This window comes from Vibrio sp. 704, from assembly GCF_033339295.1.
Genome location: NZ_JAWOUH010000003.1, coordinates 142042 through 160883, shown reverse-complemented (window position 1 = coordinate 160883; position 18842 = coordinate 142042). Strand labels below are relative to the sequence as shown.

The 18842-nt window shown below is 43.9% G+C and carries 13 protein-coding genes; 7 read left to right on the top strand and 6 right to left on the bottom strand.

The window, feature by feature from the left end:
• Positions 1-131: 131 nt before the first annotated feature.
• Both R7R24_RS06750 and R7R24_RS06745 read left to right on the top strand, forming a co-directional pair.
• Positions 132-1460: a sphingomyelin phosphodiesterase gene (locus R7R24_RS06750; RefSeq protein WP_054577967.1), complete on the top strand. Its 1329-nt coding sequence runs from the start codon at positions 132-134 to the stop codon at positions 1458-1460.
• On the top strand, positions 1457-2413 hold the full coding sequence (locus R7R24_RS06745) for a hypothetical protein (RefSeq protein WP_054577968.1): 957 nt from the start codon (positions 1457-1459) through the stop codon (positions 2411-2413). The genes R7R24_RS06750 and R7R24_RS06745 overlap by 4 nt, the downstream gene beginning before the upstream one ends.
• Before the next feature lie 84 nt (positions 2414-2497).
• On the opposite strand, the gene trpS is transcribed toward R7R24_RS06745, so the two are convergent.
• Complete coding sequence (gene trpS / locus R7R24_RS06740; protein ID WP_054577969.1) at positions 2498-3520, bottom strand: tryptophan--tRNA ligase; 1023 nt, start codon at positions 3518-3520, stop codon at positions 2498-2500.
• Between the two features lie 601 nt (positions 3521-4121).
• On the opposite strand from trpS, the gene R7R24_RS06735 reads away from it, so the two are divergent.
• A complete protein-coding gene (locus tag R7R24_RS06735; protein ID WP_054577970.1) occupies positions 4122-5078 on the top strand; it encodes an AEC family transporter in 957 nt (318 codons plus the stop codon).
• A 44-nt stretch (positions 5079-5122) separates the two neighbouring features.
• On the opposite strand, the gene R7R24_RS06730 is transcribed toward R7R24_RS06735, so the two are convergent.
• The 4 genes from R7R24_RS06730 to R7R24_RS06715 form a co-directional block, all read right to left on the bottom strand.
• Positions 5123-5578, bottom strand: a complete 456-nt coding sequence (locus tag R7R24_RS06730) for a MarR family winged helix-turn-helix transcriptional regulator (RefSeq protein ID WP_017635039.1) — start codon at positions 5576-5578, stop codon at positions 5123-5125.
• 187 nt (positions 5579-5765) lie between these two features.
• Positions 5766-8927, bottom strand: coding sequence for an efflux RND transporter permease subunit (locus R7R24_RS06725; RefSeq protein ID WP_054577971.1), 3162 nt, complete (start codon positions 8925-8927; stop codon positions 5766-5768).
• Positions 8928-8929: 2 nt separating this feature from the next.
• Positions 8930-10069 carry an efflux RND transporter periplasmic adaptor subunit gene (locus R7R24_RS06720; RefSeq protein ID WP_042522092.1) on the bottom strand — a complete coding sequence of 380 codons (1140 nt, stop codon included), beginning with the start codon at positions 10067-10069 and terminating at the stop codon, positions 8930-8932.
• A 466-nt stretch (positions 10070-10535) separates the two neighbouring features.
• Complete coding sequence (locus tag R7R24_RS06715; RefSeq protein ID WP_042522094.1) at positions 10536-12173, bottom strand: methyl-accepting chemotaxis protein; 1638 nt, start codon at positions 12171-12173, stop codon at positions 10536-10538.
• Between the two features lie 775 nt (positions 12174-12948).
• Here R7R24_RS06715 and R7R24_RS06710 point away from each other — a divergent pair.
• Positions 12949-13938 carry a Solitary outer membrane autotransporter beta-barrel domain gene (locus tag R7R24_RS06710; protein ID WP_054577972.1) on the top strand — a complete coding sequence of 330 codons (990 nt, stop codon included), beginning with the start codon at positions 12949-12951 and terminating at the stop codon, positions 13936-13938.
• A 5-nt stretch (positions 13939-13943) separates the two neighbouring features.
• Here R7R24_RS06710 and R7R24_RS06705 read toward each other — a convergent pair whose 3' ends face one another.
• Positions 13944-14192, bottom strand: a complete 249-nt coding sequence (locus tag R7R24_RS06705; protein ID WP_005378271.1) for a hypothetical protein — start codon at positions 14190-14192, stop codon at positions 13944-13946.
• Between the two features lie 817 nt (positions 14193-15009).
• Between R7R24_RS06705 and R7R24_RS06700 the strand changes: the two genes are divergently transcribed.
• The 3 genes from R7R24_RS06700 (at position 15010) to R7R24_RS06690 (ending at position 17817) form a co-directional block, all read left to right on the top strand.
• The gene (locus R7R24_RS06700) at positions 15010-16341 is read left to right on the top strand and encodes a cytochrome ubiquinol oxidase subunit I (protein ID WP_005388402.1); all 1332 of its coding nucleotides are present in this window, start codon (positions 15010-15012) and stop codon (positions 16339-16341) included.
• 2 nt (positions 16342-16343) lie between these two features.
• Positions 16344-17336, top strand: coding sequence for a cytochrome d ubiquinol oxidase subunit II (locus R7R24_RS06695; RefSeq protein WP_005388401.1), 993 nt, complete (start codon positions 16344-16346; stop codon positions 17334-17336).
• Between the two features lie 352 nt (positions 17337-17688).
• A complete protein-coding gene (locus tag R7R24_RS06690; RefSeq protein ID WP_257789285.1) occupies positions 17689-17817 on the top strand; it encodes a hypothetical protein in 129 nt (42 codons plus the stop codon).
• The last annotated feature ends 1025 nt before the right edge of the window (positions 17818-18842 follow it).

Sequence of the window (18842 nt, the reverse complement as noted above, 5' to 3'; positions counted from 1 at the left end):
CCTCACCATTGAATAAAGATCACATTCTGATAACAATTTTCAGCACTGGCTTAGATGTCATCCATATTTAACGTGCAAGTAACATTTATAAACAAGAATGATTGCTCTAGTTCAAATGATGGAAAAATAAGATGAAATTTTCGCAGTGGAGCCTTTTATTAAGTAGCTTGATAGCGTTACCCAGCATTGCAGATACCGACGTTTACCTAACGAATAACTCTGATCAACCGTTAACTATTCAAGTAAAACATGAAGGTAGTGATTTGCTTCAATACGGAGAAGAGTGGCAACAACATGTGCAGGTACTTGGTCCGTGGGAAACTAAATCTGTATTAAGCTTCAACCGCTGGGAGGGCGTGAAATCAAATCAAACTTACCGTTTTGAAACGGTGGTTTCTAGCCCCGAAGGTGAAAGCATAACACTCAATCAAATAATGGAAGGCCATTGGTACAATTCGACCATTGAATACGGCTTATCCGCAGCCGATGTCGAGTTATCTCTCAAAGATGATCGTAACATTCATCGTGCCAACACTAACGCTTTTGGTACGAGAGAAACCGAACTGGCATTTAAGTCAGACAGTACCGCTCGATATGATGATCTTTACTACACCATCACGCCAAGCAAGGTAGCGGAGTCTGTCGACAACGAAGAACAAAACCTTAAGTTGATGACTTATAACATCTGGGCGTTGACGGCTATTGCATCGCACATTGGAGATCGTTACGAACTGATTCCTCAACATGTAAAAGGTTACGATGTTTTGGCGCTGCAAGAGGTGTTTGCCAGCGGTCGTGAAGCATTCTTACGTGAGTTAGCCAAGGAATATCCTTACCAAACAAAGATGTTAGATAAAGAAGGCGTTAATATTCATGATGGTGGCGTAATCATAGTTAGTCGCTACCCTATCGTGAATGAAGCGCAATATGTCTTTCCCGATTGCTCTGGTACAGACTGCTTTGCCGATAAAGGCGTAAATTATGCGGAAATAATTAAAGGTGGTCAGGCTTACCATGTGTTTGCTACCCATACCGCATCTTTCGATACAGACACCGCCCGTGAGTATCGTCAGCGCCAGTTCAAACAAATCCGCGCACTCGCCCAATCTCTTAACATTCCTTCAAGCGAAACTGTAGTATACAGCGGCGACTTTAACGTCAACAAAAGAAAGTTCCCTGGTGACTACCAACAAATGATCGCTAACTTAAGCGCCATAGAGCCTCAGTACTCTGGTTACACGGAGTCAACCTTTGATCCCCGTATCAATAACTTCGCAGGTGAAGCGTTATCAGGTGGCGAAAACGTGGAATATCTTGACTATGTTATGGTGAGTAGTGAATACGGGGTGAAATCATTCAATGACAACCGTGTAGACGTGCCGCGCACAACCGCAGAGAGTTTATGGAAACACTACAACCTTTCTGACCATTTCCCAGTAAGCGCAACAATCAAGCCATGAAGAAAATCGCTTTGATAATCATGTCCGCCATTATGGCGGGCATGATATTTTTAACTTTCAGTCACGATGTTCAAAAAGAAGAGCTTGCTTCCTCTCCTTCCCCTAAGACAAAAAATCAGAGTGTCTCCAGTACATCACCACAAACAAGCAGCATCGTGCCCGATACGGATACTTCACCACAAACAACTAAGCTCCCTTCCACAGTTCAAATAACGACTGAGCGATTAACTCAACTCAAAGGCAGGAAACTTGTCGCTGAACTTGAGACGTTTTGGCATGAGTGTATGTTGAACCGTAGTTGTGAAGAGCAGATCGCCTTGTTTGAGGCTCATTTATCTTTAGCTCGATTCCAGCTTTTGGAGAACTACCCTCAGCTCAGCAGCCAATGGCAAGAGAGTGTAGGAAATTTGTTATTTGATGAGCAACAATCACTGGTGTCGCGTATTGCACAGCTGAAGAACGAAGCAAGAAGCATCTGGGGGGAATTGGCTGATGTTGTTTTTGCGGATGAGTTCGCGCTGTACGATTTCAACTTAGAAGCCCAAAAGCTGGACACTCAAAGCCCAGATAACTTTTTGCGATCTTTCGAGCAACTCACCATTGACTGGCAAGAACATGCAGATGCTATCGGGCTAACAAGCGACCAGGAAAAATATGAGCGTGCAGTCGCCCTGATACCCAATAGCATGAGCTTTCCAGATCGCCAAACTATCATCGCAGAGCTGCAAAAAACTTACTTAGCGAAGGACGAAAGCGAAGAGATTCACGCTCGTGAGCAACAAATTGCTGAGCAAAAAGAGCAAGTCAGAGGTTACCAACAAGCATTCCAACAACTTGAGTCCAGGCTCAGAAAAGAGAGAGCCACAAGCCATTCGAATTTGTCAGAACCGGAATGGCAAAGCTATTACCAACAAGAAGTCGCGGATTTTCGTCGTGAATTTTTTTCTTCTTAACAATGCGCTTTGACTGACTGTGAACTTAAAAAGGCACGTTGCTAATCAGCCGTCGTGCCTTATGTTCAACTCTTTACTTTTAATTCAGAACAAATTCAAACCAAATACATCTTTCACATCAAATAGTACTTTTTCGGTTTTCTCGCGAGAGCGCTCACTACCATGTTTTAAAATATCAAGCAGCTGCGCTCTATCATTCAAATATATAGCGCGCTTTTCTCGAATAGGGCGAAGCATCTCTTGTAAGCATTCTTCCAACACTTTCTTGGTCAAACCATCACCTAGCCCACCTCGTCGATAATGGTCTTTTAGCTGTTCGACATAATTTTTATCAGGATGAAAAGCATCGAGGTAGATGAATACAATATTCCCTTCGACTTGGCCAGGGTCGTCAATTTTCAGGTGATTAGGGTCGGTATACATAGATTTCACCGCCGCAGAAATCTCCTTTTCAGACGCCCCTAGGTTGATTGCATTCCCCATGCTTTTAGACATCTTATTTTTGCCATCAGTACTCGGCAAACGAGGTGCATCACTAAGTAATGGACGGCATTCCCTAAGAACCTCTTTTCCACCCAGATGGTTTATTTTTCTCACGATTTCATTAGTTTGCTCTAACATCGGCAGTTGGTCATCACCCACTGGTACTAGCGTCGCATGAAACCCCGTAATATCAGCAGCTTGAGAAATTGGATACGTTAAAAAGCCTGCGGGAATAGAGCGTTCAAAGCCTTTACTTTGAATCTCATTTTTAACCGTGGGGTTTCGCTCTAATCGTGCGATAGAAACAAGATTACTGTAATACATTGTCAACTCGGCTAACGCTGGAATTTGAGACTGCAACGTGATCGTAGTTTGAGCGGGGTTGATACCAACAGCCAAATAATCTGCAACGACATTGAGAATATTAGAGGATACCTTTGATGGATTATGCGCGTTATCCGTCAACCCTTGCATGTCCGCGACCAAGATCGTTTGCTCGTGCTCCGTTTGCAATTTGACTCGTTGTTGCAATGAACCAATATAGTGCCCGAGGTGTAATGGACCTGTTGCTCGATCTCCGGTAAGTATAATTTCACGCTGAGATGTATTTTTATGGGTATTCATATTTGTCTCCAAGTAATTAATAGATCGCTACTGGAGATAAAAAGATCAAACACTCTTAGCTACCATCCAGCAGCTTAAGAATGTAAGCATTCCGCGCCGCTCTATTTAGAGCGCCACCAAGAGAAGGTTGTTAATGAAGGGCGAACGTGTATTTTCATGTTGTTTAAACTAACAGCACATACCGCAGAACTCAATCTGTTTTGTACTGAATTAGTGTGAGTGTTCCAACAGCCAATTAAGAGGATTACATTGGTAAAGACATCGCAATGACCAAAACCGCACCAAATACCGAACCAGAGACAAACGCACACAGTACAGTTTTGTTGTGTTTCCTTTTCATTGATGAACTCCTATCCATAACTACGATGACCAGCCCTCACATCTAATACGCATGTGGATGCATCACGACAACGAGTTAACCAACATATCGCACGTAGGACCAGTACCGCTTTGTTAAATTGGGACCTCGTCCATAACTTGGAGTGTAAATGACTCCGGAACCTACAACAGAAGAAAATTTCATCACGTTACTGTCCTACCCTCCGGGTTTGTGGCTTAATAGGCAACAGGAACACTTTTTTCTTTTGCTGCGGATACTTACATGGAAGCTGTTTTACATCAGTTGCAATTCTCTTTGTCGATAACCGGACCTATCTGTTTGATGTTGGTACTTGGCGTTCTTTTTAAGCGCTTTGGTCTAATCAACGATAATTTTATCGAAGTAGGCTCTAAACTGGTGTTTCAAGTTACCTTGCCTGCGATGTTATTTGTCAGCATTGTGGCTTCAGAACACGACTTTTCCGCGGCAAGTGGATTCGTCAATTTCGGCGTCATCGCTAGTATTTCGTTTTTCATTTTCACCTACCTTTCCGTCAAACTTCTGTTCAAAGCATCGCCTGACCAAGGCGTTCTCATCCAAGGTGGGTTCCGAGCAAATACAGGTATTATTGGTATCGCTTACGTTGCCAATGCGTATGGTTCTCAAGGTGTGGCGCTAGCAGCGCTCTATGTCGCGGTCACCACATTTATTTATAACGTCCAAGCGGTAATTTGCTTATCGCCCAAGGGGGCAACGTCTGCCTCGCAAGCAGCAAAGATGATGGGCCGAACACTGACTAGGAATCCGCTTATAATCTCCATTGTTCTAGGAATGACTTTTTATTTACTCGCTATTCCAGTACCGAATGTGGTTATTGACGCAGGAGACTACTTGTCCAAAATGACATTGCCTTTGGCGCTGTTGTGTACAGGTGGCTCACTTGACTTTAGCTTGATGAGAAAAGAGAAAGGTCCATCTTGGTTTGCGAGCAGTTACAAGCTCATCGTAGCACCGGTCATCATCACCATGGGGGCTTACTTAGTAGGATTTCGAGGAATTGAGCTAGGTATTCTTTTCTTTATGAACGCCTCTCCAGTCGCTGCTGCCAGCTATGTCATGGCGCGTTCCATGGGAGGCAATGCCACGTTAGCTGCAAATATCATCGCACTCACTACGGTGCTTTCTACCGTGACCTGTACGTTGGGCATCCTATTTCTTAAGTTCTACAACTTAATATAATTGGTCCGCGATAAAATAAAGACGCTAAACGGCATTGATGTAAGTTACTGGTCGTGATTCGCAAAAGTGAGCTTTCTTACCAGACGAAAAAATTCACTCGCTTCAGATTCCGACAAACAAGAAAAAAACTCTTTCTGTAAATTCGTCATGATTTGATGAACTTGCTTTAAAGCATTTGCTCCCTCTTTTGTCATGCTTAGCATTTTAAGGCGCTGATTCGATTTACTTTTAGAAACTTGAACAAACCCTCTCTTTTCCAGATTGTCCACCATCCGCTTTGCTACACTTCGCTCAGTTCGAACCGCATCAGCCAACGCTTGCTGGCTCATAGGTTGAAATTCTTCTAAAGCGGCCAGTGCACTTGCCATTTCTAGTGTCATCAAATTTTGCCGAGAGAGCTCGGCTTGGGCACGATTGCGGTACATGCGCTGCATCACACCGCAGACAAACATAGGGCTTTGATCCAAAACGGAAATTGGAGAAATTTTCTGATCTTTCATCGTCGTTTTTCTTCTTTAGGCTTCCATTCGGTCGAAAAGGCTGTGCTGATACTGCACACAACACGCCGTCTTTCAGGCTCGCGTCATAGACGGTAACCACCAAGTGAAAACATAAAATAAAGAGCGCCGAAGCGCCCTTTAATCGTGTTAATTATCACTAGTATAACTCAGTTAAAACAACCAAGTCCTACTCGCTTTGCTGACTGGGTTTAGTGCTGGTCTCAGACAACTCTGCCTCCGACTCTTTTCTCGCACGTCGATCAAACAATCGCTCAACCACTACAAAGAAGATTGGGACGAAGAATATACCCAATATCGTGGCACTGATCATGCCACCAAGTACGCCGGTACCTACTGCGTTTTGACCTGCCGATCCCACACCTGAACTGATAGCAAGTGGTACCACACCCAAACCAAAAGCAAGCGATGTCATGATAATTGGGCGCAGACGAACACGAACGGCATGCAGGGTTGCTTCGATAAGGCCAGCGCCTTTCTCGTAGTAATCTTTCGCAAACTCAACAATCAGAATCGCGTTTTTAGTTGCCAAGCCGACCGTCGTTAATAAACTCACCTGGAAGAACACATCGTTATCCATACTGCGCGTCATTACCGCAAGCACAGCACCAAGCACACCAAGAGGAACAACTAACACCACGGCGAAAGGTACTGACCAACTTTCATACAAAGCGGCAAGAACTAAGAATACGACGAGGATAGATAGCGCATATAGCATCGGCGCTTGGTTTCCGGAAAGGCGCTCTTCATACGAAATACCATTCCAGTTCACCGTGAAACCTTCTGGTAGCTTTTCTACCATTGCTTCAATTTCTTCCATGGCTTCACCAGTACTTACACCAGGAGCTGCACCGCCTTGAATATTCATTGCTGGCAAACCATCAAAGCGCTGCAAAAGAGGAGAACCATAGGTCCACTCGCCACTCGCAAAAGCAGAGAAAGGCACCATCTCTCCTTTAGCGTTGCGTACGTACCATGAATCGAAGTCTTTTGGCTGCATGCGGTATTCCGCATCACTTTGTACCATCACTTTCTTCACACGACCGCGGTCAATATAATCGTTAATGTAAGCCCCGCCCCATGCAGCTGACAGGATTTGGTTTACGTCATTGATACTGACATCCAAAGCACGAAGTTTGACGTGGTCAATGTTCACTTTGTACATTGGCGCATCTGCCTGACCGTTTGGACGAACACCGACAAGTTTCGGGTTTTGTGCTGCCATGCCCAGAAGTTGCCCTTGAGCCGCAACTAATGCATCGTGCCCTTTATTCAACGAGTCTTGGAGATAGAAATCGAAACCTGTCGAGTTACCTAGCTCTTGAATCGCTGGAGGGGCGAACGCAAACACCAAAGCTTCTTTAATGGTAGAGAAGTACCCCATCGCTCGGCCCGTAATGGAAGCGGCATCGGCGCCAGGCGCTTCACGCTCAGACCAATCTTTCAGGCCGATAAATGCCATCCCCATGTTTTGGCCTTGACCTGCGAAACTAAAGCCCGCAACGGAGAAGACGGATTTTACATTGTCTTTTTCGTCTACTAGGTAAAAGTCACGCATTTTCTCAAGTGTTTTTTCCGTCTGTTCTTGTGTTGAGTTAGGCGGCAAAATAGCCATTGAGAATACTGTGCCTTGGTCTTCATCTGGCAAAAATGACGTTGGAAGGTTCATAAATAACCAGCCAGCACCTGCACTCATTGCCAAAAATACAACCAACATGCGACCTGTGCGTTTTAGAAGTTTGGCAACTCCGGTTTCATAGCCTGCTGTCATCGCATCAAACTTGCGGTTAAACCAGCCAAAGAAGCCTTTCTTCTCTAGAAGCTCAGCATCGCCTTTTTTCAGCAACGTAGCACACAATGCTGGAGTCAGAATTATCGCAACCAAAACGGAAAGCGTCATAGCCGCCACAATAGTTATCGAAAACTGACGGTAAATAACCCCGGTAGAACCAGACATAAACGCCATAGGGACGAATACCGCTGAAAGCGTCAAACCGACACCAATCAGGGCACCAGTAATCTGTCCCATCGATTTTTTGGTCGCTTCTTTGGGCTCTAAACCATCTTCATGCATCACACGCTCGACGTTTTCTACCACAACGATGGCATCATCCACCAGCAAACCGATAGCCAGAACCATCGCGAACATGGTTAACGTGTTTACACTAAATCCAGTCGCGTACAAAATAGCGAAGGTTCCGAGCAATACGACAGGCACTGCGATCGTTGGAATGATCGTCGCACGGAAGTTCTGCAAGAACAGGTACATGATTAAGAACACAAGAAGAATGGCTTCTAATAGCGTTTTAACCACTTCTTGAATCGAGGCTTTGACGAATGGGGTTGTTTCAAATGGGTAAGCAATCTGCAACCCTTCTGGGAACGTTGCACTCAGTTGTTCTAAGCGCTCTTTTACCGCATTGGCTGTCTCAAGCGCGTTTGCGCCAGTACCTAATGAAATACCTAACCCCGATGCTGGAAAGCCATTATATTGGCCTCGAATATCATAACTTTCTGCACCACGCTCAACGCGAGCTACATCTTTCAAATAAACATTCGAACCACTGGCGTCGGACTTAAGAATGATGTCTTGGAACTCTTCTACACTGCTCAAACGACTTGCAGACGAAATCGTTGCATTCAACAACTGGCCTTCCTGCGCAGGTGCTGCACCAAGTTGACCTGAAGAAACTTGCGCGTTCTGTTCACTGATTGCATTTGCTACGTCGATCGCGGTCAAGTTGAACTGCGTAAGCTTAAAAGGGTCCAGCCAAACTCGCATTGCATACTGCGCACCAAACGCCTGCACTTGTCCTACGCCAGTTACACGACTTATCGGGTCTTGAATATTCGTTACAACAAAGTCGCCGATATCGTTTTCTGTAAAGTCCGGATCTTCAGAATAAACTGCGACAACCATGAGAAATGCCGTATTGGATTTATTTACGACAATACCTTGGTTTTGTACCTCCATCGGCAATGAAGTCAATGCCAATTGCAGTTTGTTCTGCACCTGTACTTGCGCGATATCAGGGTCAGCTTCGCTATCAAACGTCAGGGTAATTGTCGCATTACCAAATGCATCACTGCTCGATGATAGGTAGCGAAGGTAATCTAATCCTGTCATGTTTTGCTCGATAACCTGCGTTACCGAGTCTTCAACGGTTTTTGCTGATGCACCTGGATAGCGAGCACTGATGGTGATCGTCGTCGGTGAAATCGTTGGGTATTGCGAGACGGGTAAATTGAATAATGACATTACCCCCGCCAACATCGTTAGAATCGCGAGAACCCAAGCAAATACCGGACGATCGATAAAAAATCGTGCCATGATTACTCCTGTTCACCGTTTTGGATAGTTACCGAACTGCCTGGCCCTACCTTTTGTAAACCGGCGGTAATGACTTTATCACCCGCGTTCAAACCATCAATAATGCGCCATTGGCTATTGATCGCTTCAGCTGTCTTCACTGGTTTCGCTTCCACTTTGTTCTCGCCATTAACCGTCATCACTGTCGCTTTACCTGTCGCATCACGAGATACCGTATTTTGTGGTATTAGAATCGCATCAGGGTCGACACCAGTAATGACCGTCGCACGAACAAACATTCCAGGTAGCAACAAACCGTCAGGGTTTGGGAATTCGGCACGAAGCGTCACGCTGCCCGTACTTTCGTTCACATTAACCTCAGTAAATTTCATTGTGCCTTTGTGTTCGTAAGTGCTGCCATCTTCAAGCATCAATGTAACTTGCGCAGAGTCATCTTCTTGCATATGGCCTTGGGAGAGTGATGCTTTCAAACGCAGCAGTTGCGCGGATGATTGCACAATATCAACATTGATAGGGTCAAGCTGCTGAATGGTCGCTAATTTGGCAGCTTGATTAGCCGTAACCAACGCACCCGCTGTCACACTCGATTTACCGATCACCCCGCTAATCGGAGCTTTGACTTGCGTATAATCTAAGTTGATTTTTGCTGTGTTGATCTTGGCTTTTGCGACTAGGACCTGCGCTTTCGCTTCTTTGTATGCCGCTTCTGCTTCATCCAAGTCTTGTTGGCTGATGGATTTTTTGGTGATCAAGGTTCTGTAACGCTTCACCGTGGCATAGGTCGACTCTGCCGCAGCTTGCGCACGGATTAATTCCGCTTCAGCGCTCAGCAAATCCGCCTGAAATGATGAATCATCAATTTGATATAGCGACTGTCCTTGTTCAACAAGGCCACCTTCAACAAAATTTCGCTCCGAAATAATGCCAGTGACTTGCGGACGAACTTCTGCTTCTTTGAATGCTCGGCTACGACCCGGCAACTCTACTGTCAATGCTTGGCGCGTTGGCTGCACTGTTAACACTTCTACTTCGGTTGCGGGCGCAGGACCACCACCTTGGCTCGATCCTTCTTCGCTAGGTTGACATCCAACCACAAAAAGGCTCGACGCAATCAGCAGAGATAGCGTGGTTTTACGTCTCATGAATTTTTCTCTCTTATCTACCGACAAGCCTTCAAGATTCCTTATTAAAAGCTTCTAGAATGACTTAATAATGACTAAAGGATGTATATCCAGAACAAATTAATTAGGATGATAAATACCCAGTGTTGTACATACAACAAAATTTACAGTTCTATACGCTTACGAAAAACGTTTATGGTAAAGGTGTTATGAAGTTCTCAAATTTGAAGATTTTGGGTTGGAAATCACATTTTCCTGTGTGCAATTGCAATGGTTAAAAAGCAGCAAAAGTGATGATAAAAGCATCATCACGCTGTACAGAGTTTGTGACCGCTGTCCAGGGTTATTTGCCCACTCTGGTATACGAACTAAAGTGAGAAAGGAACGTAAATATAGTCGAAATTTCACAAGTCAGGTTCGCCACTTATCTAAAAAATAACCCGCTAAGAAGCGGGTTATTTCGTCAGTGAGATTGCTGTTCTCAAGCTTATACTTTGAACTGACTGACCTGATGATCTAAACGTTGAGTTTGCTCTGACAACATGGCTAAAGAAGCTTGCGCTTGGTTTACGATTTCCACAATTGAAGTGCTACTGTCTGCAATGCCTTGTACGTTGCTATTTACTTCGTCACTTACTGTACTTTGCTGGCTCGCAGCCGTTGCAATGTGTGTATTCATCTCGTTCATACGTGAAATCGCGTTCAAGATTTCAGAAAGGGATTCACTCGCTCGGCCAGCGGACTTGATCGTTTCATCACTGCTATTTTGGCTACCGCGCATCACTTCTACAGCTTGTCCTGCACCAGATTGTAGCTTTTCAATCATGGTTTGGATTTCTCCCGTACTCTGTTGCGTACGACTGGCTAAAGAACGAACCTCGTCCGCTACGACAGCAAAGCCTCGCCCTTGCTCTCCAGCGCGAGCCGCTTCAATGGCTGCGTTAAGCGCTAATAAGTTTGTTTGCTCGGCAATACCACGAATTACATCCAGTACGGACGCAATGTTACTCACATCATGATCCAATGTGTTAATGACGTGGCTTGCGCTTTCGATTTCACTTGCGAGGCTACGAATTGAGCTAACCGTTTGATCCAAAATAACATTGGTATTGGTAAGTTCATCATTCGCTGTTTGGCTCGCAACCGCAGCTTCGTTAGCGCTATCGCTTACATTTCTGCTGGTGACTTGCATTTCATGCACTGCCGCCGCTACCGCCTCGCTATCTTTTTGCTGAGAAACGGTCGAGTTCGCGATGGTCGTGGTCAACGAGCTAAGATTTGCCATTTCGTTACGTAAGGTATTTGAGCTTTCAATTACCTGAGCGACTGTCACTTGAATTTTGGACACAAACTGGTTAAATGCGTCTGCTAAATTGCCAATTTCGTCTTGTGTTTTTACATCAATTCGCTGACTTAGATCACCTTCACCGGACGCAATTTCTGTCATCGCATTTTTAATATCATTGATAGGCTTCACAACCGTTTGTAACAACAAAAAAGCCATCGCGATAGCGGCAAAAATAACAATCACAATGCCAGCCTCAAGAATGAGTTCTGCTCTTGTTGCAGCCGCTGATATTTCGCCCTTCAACTGGCTTTGCTTTTCTTCTATTGCATCTTTTACAACGTTAAGCTGCGCTCTAACCTCGATAAATTGGTCTTCAAAGGTATGTTTGTGCTCATTGTAGTAACCACGCCATTGAGATTGAGGTAAACGTAGCATCGCCTCATAACTTGCTAACCACTTTTCACCCAAAGAGACAAGCGTTCGAACTTCATTACCATGTGTAGAAGGCATCACACCGGCTTGTGATAGCTCAATCATTTGTTCCATACGTGGCAGTGCTTTGTAGGCGTTGTCTTTGTATTCACCGATGTGATGATCAATATCGTTTTGAGTATCAGAAAGTGCAACACCTTGGATTGCAGATGTTGCTTGGTAAAGATCGCGATAAGCATCCTCAATCGTTAATAAGTTCGGCACGATCTGTTCGTTGAGTGTCTCACTCAATTCAGATTGCTTCCAACTTGTCATAACGTTTAATACAGAGCTCACAATAAACAATCCAATAATCAATGACAGCGGGATCACTATCTTCTGCTTGATCGTTAAGTTCTGGAACATGAATAGACTCTCTTTATTTATGGTATACAAACTGCCGGAAATTATATCAAACAAATAGAGTATACTATTAGGTAAAAGAGGCTATTCAACATGAAATCTAATGACTTTTTGACAAGGGTTCTAATTTCAACAATTAGTTGATTTTATACAAAATTTAACAAAGAGATCTTTTCAAAAGATGCAAATTAAAATGCTCTTTCAAAACGAAAAATATGTAACAGAAAGTGAATTAAAAGGGACCACATTTTGAAGAATAGATCGACTCAATGATTTACTGAGAACACATACAAAACACAGTTCTTGGATTGAGCACCACCGCGAAATATTCAAAGGTCCGAACATTTCTTTTAAAGCTCAAAAAAAACCATTGTTTATCTGACGTATTTAAGGGTACTCCTTGATGATGTTAGTCGTGATGTTGGCAGACAGGATACTTACAAGTTTTCGAAGTTAACCAGTAGCACAGTGAACGATTCAGATTTTCTTGAGCGCCAAGGCAATAAAAAAGTTTGCTATTTTCCTCTCAAGAGACGCATTAAAGAAAATAATGCAACCTAGTCACAAAGTCTTGCTACATCTTCAGAAAAGAATGATGTTGCTAAGCAAATCTGGTGCAGCATACACATTGAAGCTAAACTCGTTTAAGGAACTTTTTCATATCAATATGAGAAAACATAGATTTCTCAAAGTTACACAGACCATTCAACGATTAAACTAATGTTAGCGTACCGATACGTCCGAAAACTCCATGCATGAACCATTTGAAAGAGCCAAAATGTTCCAACCCAACTTCGCCTCAGTGGAGTGGCGAGTCGTTTCGCTCGCTCTCCTACTCTCTCTTCCTCACACTGCTCAAGCGGATCCACTAGATAAGGAAATTAGCAACCTTCTCCAACAACGTTTTTCTATCGCGGTTTTGCTGTCCGACACTGACGCAATTGCGTTTGGTATTGGCGACTTTGATCCGAATGCATTATTTGATACCGCCAACCCAGAGTTCGGGACTGATGAATCGATCAATGAACGGAGAAGCAAATCCGTATATGTTCTCCCTTACACGACTAACTTTAATATAGAGGGTAGCGAGGATTTACATGAGCTGTCGTTTAAGGCATTTACGATACAAACAGAGAATGATCTCAAACTATTCGGCACAAGTAAGGATCTTCTCAAGGAAAGGACATACGGCGCGTCGATTGGTTATGGGTACCTATACAAAGCAAGTGAAAGCGTCACTCTTAGCACCAGAACGACGACTCACCTTATGCGTTATGAAAACTCATTCTCTACCGATAATAAACTTTCCTCCATCATTGGAAGAATCCTAGACGGCCGTGCCGTTAACGTTTCAGCATGGGCGGCAATAGTTCAACCATCCATTAAAGCCAAATACACATCTCCCACAAGTTGGGGGAAATGGCATGCCAGTTCGACATTGAATTCATTCATTGGGCACAGCTGGGGAAGCGCAAATAACGGCAATATAGGCAACCCTAAAGGTTGGTACCTATCTAATGAAATCACCGGTTACTACAATATTTATCACGGTGAGCAAGCTTTATTTACCGGGATTAAAAGAGTCGACCTTTCGCATGATTTAAGCGACGAACTTGGAAGTCCGCATTACTACGAAGCTTCTATAGGATGGCTATTTTATGCACCAAAGCCCTTTGATTGGTTGGACAATTTCGGCATAGGCGTTAACTTCAACTACGGCTCGACTCTCAGAGGTGGCAGCATTCAACTTTACTACAACAAACAATAACGCTGTCAGTACAGGAACCAGTTGGTAGCATATATAACAAGAAGAACTAGAAGACACAAAAGGAATGGCAGAGTTAGCGTCTTCGCAAACTTTTTCATGAGACTTGGGTTATCAAACACCACACCTTCCGCTTCTCTTACCCTTCGCTCTTCGTCAAAATGCCATTTAATGGCTAAGTAGGCTCCTATCCCTAATACAATAAGCTTAAAAGCTCCAGCAAAGTAAGGAAAGAAATTAGCCCAACTGTCGTTCATTATCCATCTCCATCAAATTCAATATCAGCTTTGCGGTGGCAGAATCCAAGATTCATGTAGAATGCCCCCCCTCAAAGTCAGACTCTCTGGCTAGCGTCAGTCTACTGCTCGAGATAGCTGTCCACAACTCTCTTTACCATATCGGCATTTATTAATTATTTAATAAATAACAAGAAAGACACTAGCACACTTGCTGAAAAGTAAGTGTCAGTTTGGATTGAAACTCATCAGGAATCGAAAATGGTCCACAGTCGACTTGTTGATCTAGTGAAAGCCGAATTACCTAGCTTTAAATCGTTCGCTAGTATAAAAATGTAGCCTATCGCACTTCTGGTCGAGTCCTAACAAACTTATGATGCATATGTCATTAGCGGTGCAATTTTAAGTTTATCAATTAGCTAAAGTTTCCCACCTTAACTGCCAGTAAGTTTGCTGTGTTTGAGATGATCTCGACATGACTAGTGTATAAATAGTATGGAGGTTCAAAGTGAAGGCAAGGCAATTTTCCTTACTAAAAATATTGTTTTTGTAATTTTATTTCAGGATTATCGAAACCATCATAAGGATAATTCGAACTAATCTTAATCCATGCTCCTTCAGTTACATTTGCTTTCTTTTACTCACTTCTCGCGACTATTAGTGGCATTTTGAGACAATTTCCTACACTCCTTTCTTTCCCTTAGTTGATATAAATCATGGTTAGAAGAAAACAGAATCACCTGTATTTCTCGATACATGAATCCAAACTGCCCGACTTTTCGTAACTAAATTACAGATAGACACGATTTTTAGTATGGCACGTTTTTGAGGAACCAAGATGTTAGATACCCTCATGCTGTCGCGGATCCAGTTCGCGGCCAATATCAGCTTTCACATTCTCTTCCCGACCATCACCATCGCGTTGGCATGGATGTTGGTGTTTTTCAAGTGGCGATATAACCGCACCCAAGCCCCCGTATGGCTCGATGTTTATTACTTCTGGGTCAAGATATTCGCTCTTACTTTCGCCTTAGGTGTGGTATCCGGCATTACGATGAGTTTCCAGTTTGGTACCAACTGGCCAGGCTTTATGGAACGAGTCGGTAACGTAGCTGGACCATTGCTCGGATACGAAGTGATGACCGCCTTCTTTATGGAAGCCACCTTCCTGGGTGTAATGCTTTTTGGACGAGGACGAGTACCGGAATGGGTTCATACTCTCGCCACCGTTCTGGTTGCTGTTGGGACAAGTATGTCCGCGTTTTGGATTCTAGTGCTTAACAGCTGGATGCACACACCAAGTGGCTATGAAGTGATTGACGGAATTGTACATGTAACCAGTTGGAAGGAAGTTATTTTCAATCCTTCTTTACCTTACCGTCTTCTGCACACGCTATTAGCATCGGCGCTGACTGCCAGCTTCTTGATTGCGGGTATCTCAGCTTATCAAATAATGAAAAAGCCAGATCACCGCTCAGCCAAACTTGGCCTAAAAGTCGCGCTGTTCGCGGCGGCTGGATTCATCCCAATTCAAATCTTTGTCGGTGACCTTCACGGGTTAAACACGCTTGAACATCAACCTGCAAAAATCGCAGCGATGGAAGGCGTGTGGGAGACCGAGCAAGGCGCGCCTCTTCTTCTGTTTGCGATGCCAAATGAAGAAACTCGCAGCAATGATTTTGAAGTGGGCATCCCAAAGCTGGCGAGTTTGATTCTTACGCATGACTTAGATGGGGAAATCCAAGGACTTAACGAGTTTGCACCTGACCACCCGCCAGTGAAGCCCTTGTTCTTTGGTTTCCGCGTGATGGTTGGTGTTGGTGTCCTTATGTTGCTTGTTAGCTGGTATGGCGCGGTGAAGCTAGCACGTAAAAAAGCGCTACCTAAACCTTACCTGTACACGGTATTAGCCATGACGTTCTCTGGTTGGATAGCCACACTGGCGGGTTGGTATGTTACTGAGATTGGTCGACAACCTTGGTTGGTCAGCGGTGTATTGCGAACATCCGAAGCCGTCACCACGGTTGCGAGCAGTAGCGTGATGACTTCGCTCATTATGTACTTAGCCATTTATGCTGCATTGCTGGTTGCGTACATCCATACCCTATTCTATTTGGCGCGCAAAGACGTTGCAGCCCATGAAGTCCCACTGACACAACAAGAGGCCTAATCATGCTCGACTATCTACCAGAAATTTATCTTCTGCTGCTTGGCTTCTCGGTCTTTATGTATGCTGTGCTCGACGGCTACGACCTTGGCGTCGGTATCCTTTTACCAAGTGATAATGAAGCGCAACGAGACCGAATGATAGCCTCTATCGGCCCTTTCTGGGACGCGAACGAAACGTGGTTGGTGTTAGCCGTTGGTATTTTGTTGATTGCCTTTCCTACCGCTCACAGTTTGATTTTAACGGAGCTCTATATGCCGACCGCCATAATGCTTATCGCACTGATAATGCGTGGCGTGGCGTTCGATTTCCGAGCCAAAGCGAACTCGGATCATAAACCTCATTGGGATTGGTGCTTCAGAATTGGCTCGCTAATCACCGCACTAACTCAGGGTTACATGGTGGGTCGTTACATCATGGGATTTGAACAATCAACCGAAGCATTTGGCTTTGCTTGGTTAAGCGCACTTTGTGTAGCAGCGGCGTACGTTTACATCGGTGGCGCATGGTTAGTACTAAAAACGGAAGGTGATTTGCAAATACGCTCGGCCCGTTGGTCTCGCCGTGCTGGTTGGTTAGCGGCCTTAGGAATCTTGGTGGTTAGCGTTGTAAACCCAATTGTAAATCAACAAGTTGCCTTGCGTTGGTTCAGCTTCCCAGAAATCTTGTTGCTTGCCCCAGTTCCGTTAATTGTATTGGCAACCATCTTCCTAGTTGATCGCTATTTGCGTCAGGTTCCAATGGTGAATGATCTGGGTGTGCGTTGGCCTTTCTTTGGTGTCACCGTCATTTTCGCGTTGAGCTTTCTCGGTCTTGCGTATAGCTTCTTCCCAGAAGTTGTGCCGGGGTTGATGACCGCACAACAAGCGGCCTCCTCACCTGCGACATTAATAATCGTGGGCTACGGTGTGATGATTGTTATGCCGGTGATATTGCTTTACACCTTTGTGGTATACCGGATCTTCAAAGGCAAAGCGACAGAACTTAGCTACAAGTAGGAAAGGGAATTCCTCAACAAAGCGCCGCTGCTCATGCGGCGTTTTTTTTGCAGTACTCAACGACTAAAGTATCTACCCAAGGCGACTGAGTGGGAACGCTGAGAGAATGTAGCGGCAGCCAGTAGTTTGTTCCTAACTAGAACGAGATAACCGTTTCTCAACTATAGCGATACAGGCACAAAAACAGAAAGAACATTTGATGTTACAAAAGGTAGACCGCCACTTTAAAACGCTTTGAGTATTTTTTTTGCGCTCAATGAGGTGCAAGTATACTTATGCTTTTTATGACTTGTGAACACTCAATTGCATGTTATGTTGCTGTTGAAATAGTACATGAAATAAGGACAAGAACATGAAGATACGATGCGAAACGACGCAAAGCATTGAAAAATTTAACCCAGATGACCTCAATCCAAACACAGATCTCTTTGTTATGATTGCTGTTGTATTCGTGTTCATGGCTGTTTTGCTTAGCATCTAGTAGCAATACGTTCATTCTTGTGGCCGTATTCATACCTCATGTGATATGGGTGCTAAATTCTAGATTAAAGCGGATGGGCTAACCCGCACCAATCAGATTATGGCTGCCTCTGTATAGCTTCTTCAATTTTGGCGTTGTATAGAGGTGAGATGTGAATAGTTGGCTTGTAGATAGAATGGCGCTTGCACCTTGAGCACTCTTGTGTACTTTCAATGACGCATTACTTTAGTGTAGATACGAAAAAAGGCCTGATAAATCAGACCTTTTTAGAATGTGGCGGTGAGTGAGAGATTCGAACTCTCGATTGCAAGCTACCAAGTTTAAAACATTTAAAATCAACAATTTAAACATATCCCATTTTAAAGGTTTGTACCAGTAATTTGTACCATCTCTATTGAACTCTAGGAGCACACCTGATAAGCATGCTTCCATATAGGGAGCACGCCTAGAAAGACATCCTATAGGGGAGTATATAGAGTTACCTTTAGGTTATGGGCTGTTAATCGGGATGAAACTGTGACTTTTCCTCTATTATCAAAACCTAATTCCTTGATAAGATCATGGTAAATTGAATACTACCTTTAAGGAACTTAGGTGAAAAAGAATCAACTGTTTAGTATATTCAGCACCATATTGTTACTATTTTTGTTTTCTACTAAGGCATTTTCTGACGATAACTTTCGTTATTGTTTAGGCGGCTTTACATCTATATGTAAAACAGAACTCCTTACAAACTCTCAGAAAGAAGCAGTACGTAAAGCTAAACTTCAAACTAACTATAATTATTGTTTAAGCAGTTACGAGTCACTGTGTGACCATAGCCTTCTAACAACCCCTCAGAAAGAAGCTGTACGTAAAGCTAAACTTCAGACTAACTACAATTATTGTTTAAGCAGTTACGAGTCACTTTGTAACCATAGCCTTCTAACAAACTCTCAGAAAGAAGCAGTACGTAAAGCTAAACTTCAGACTAACTACAATTATTGTTTAAGCAGTTACGAGTCACTTTGTAACCATAGCCTTCT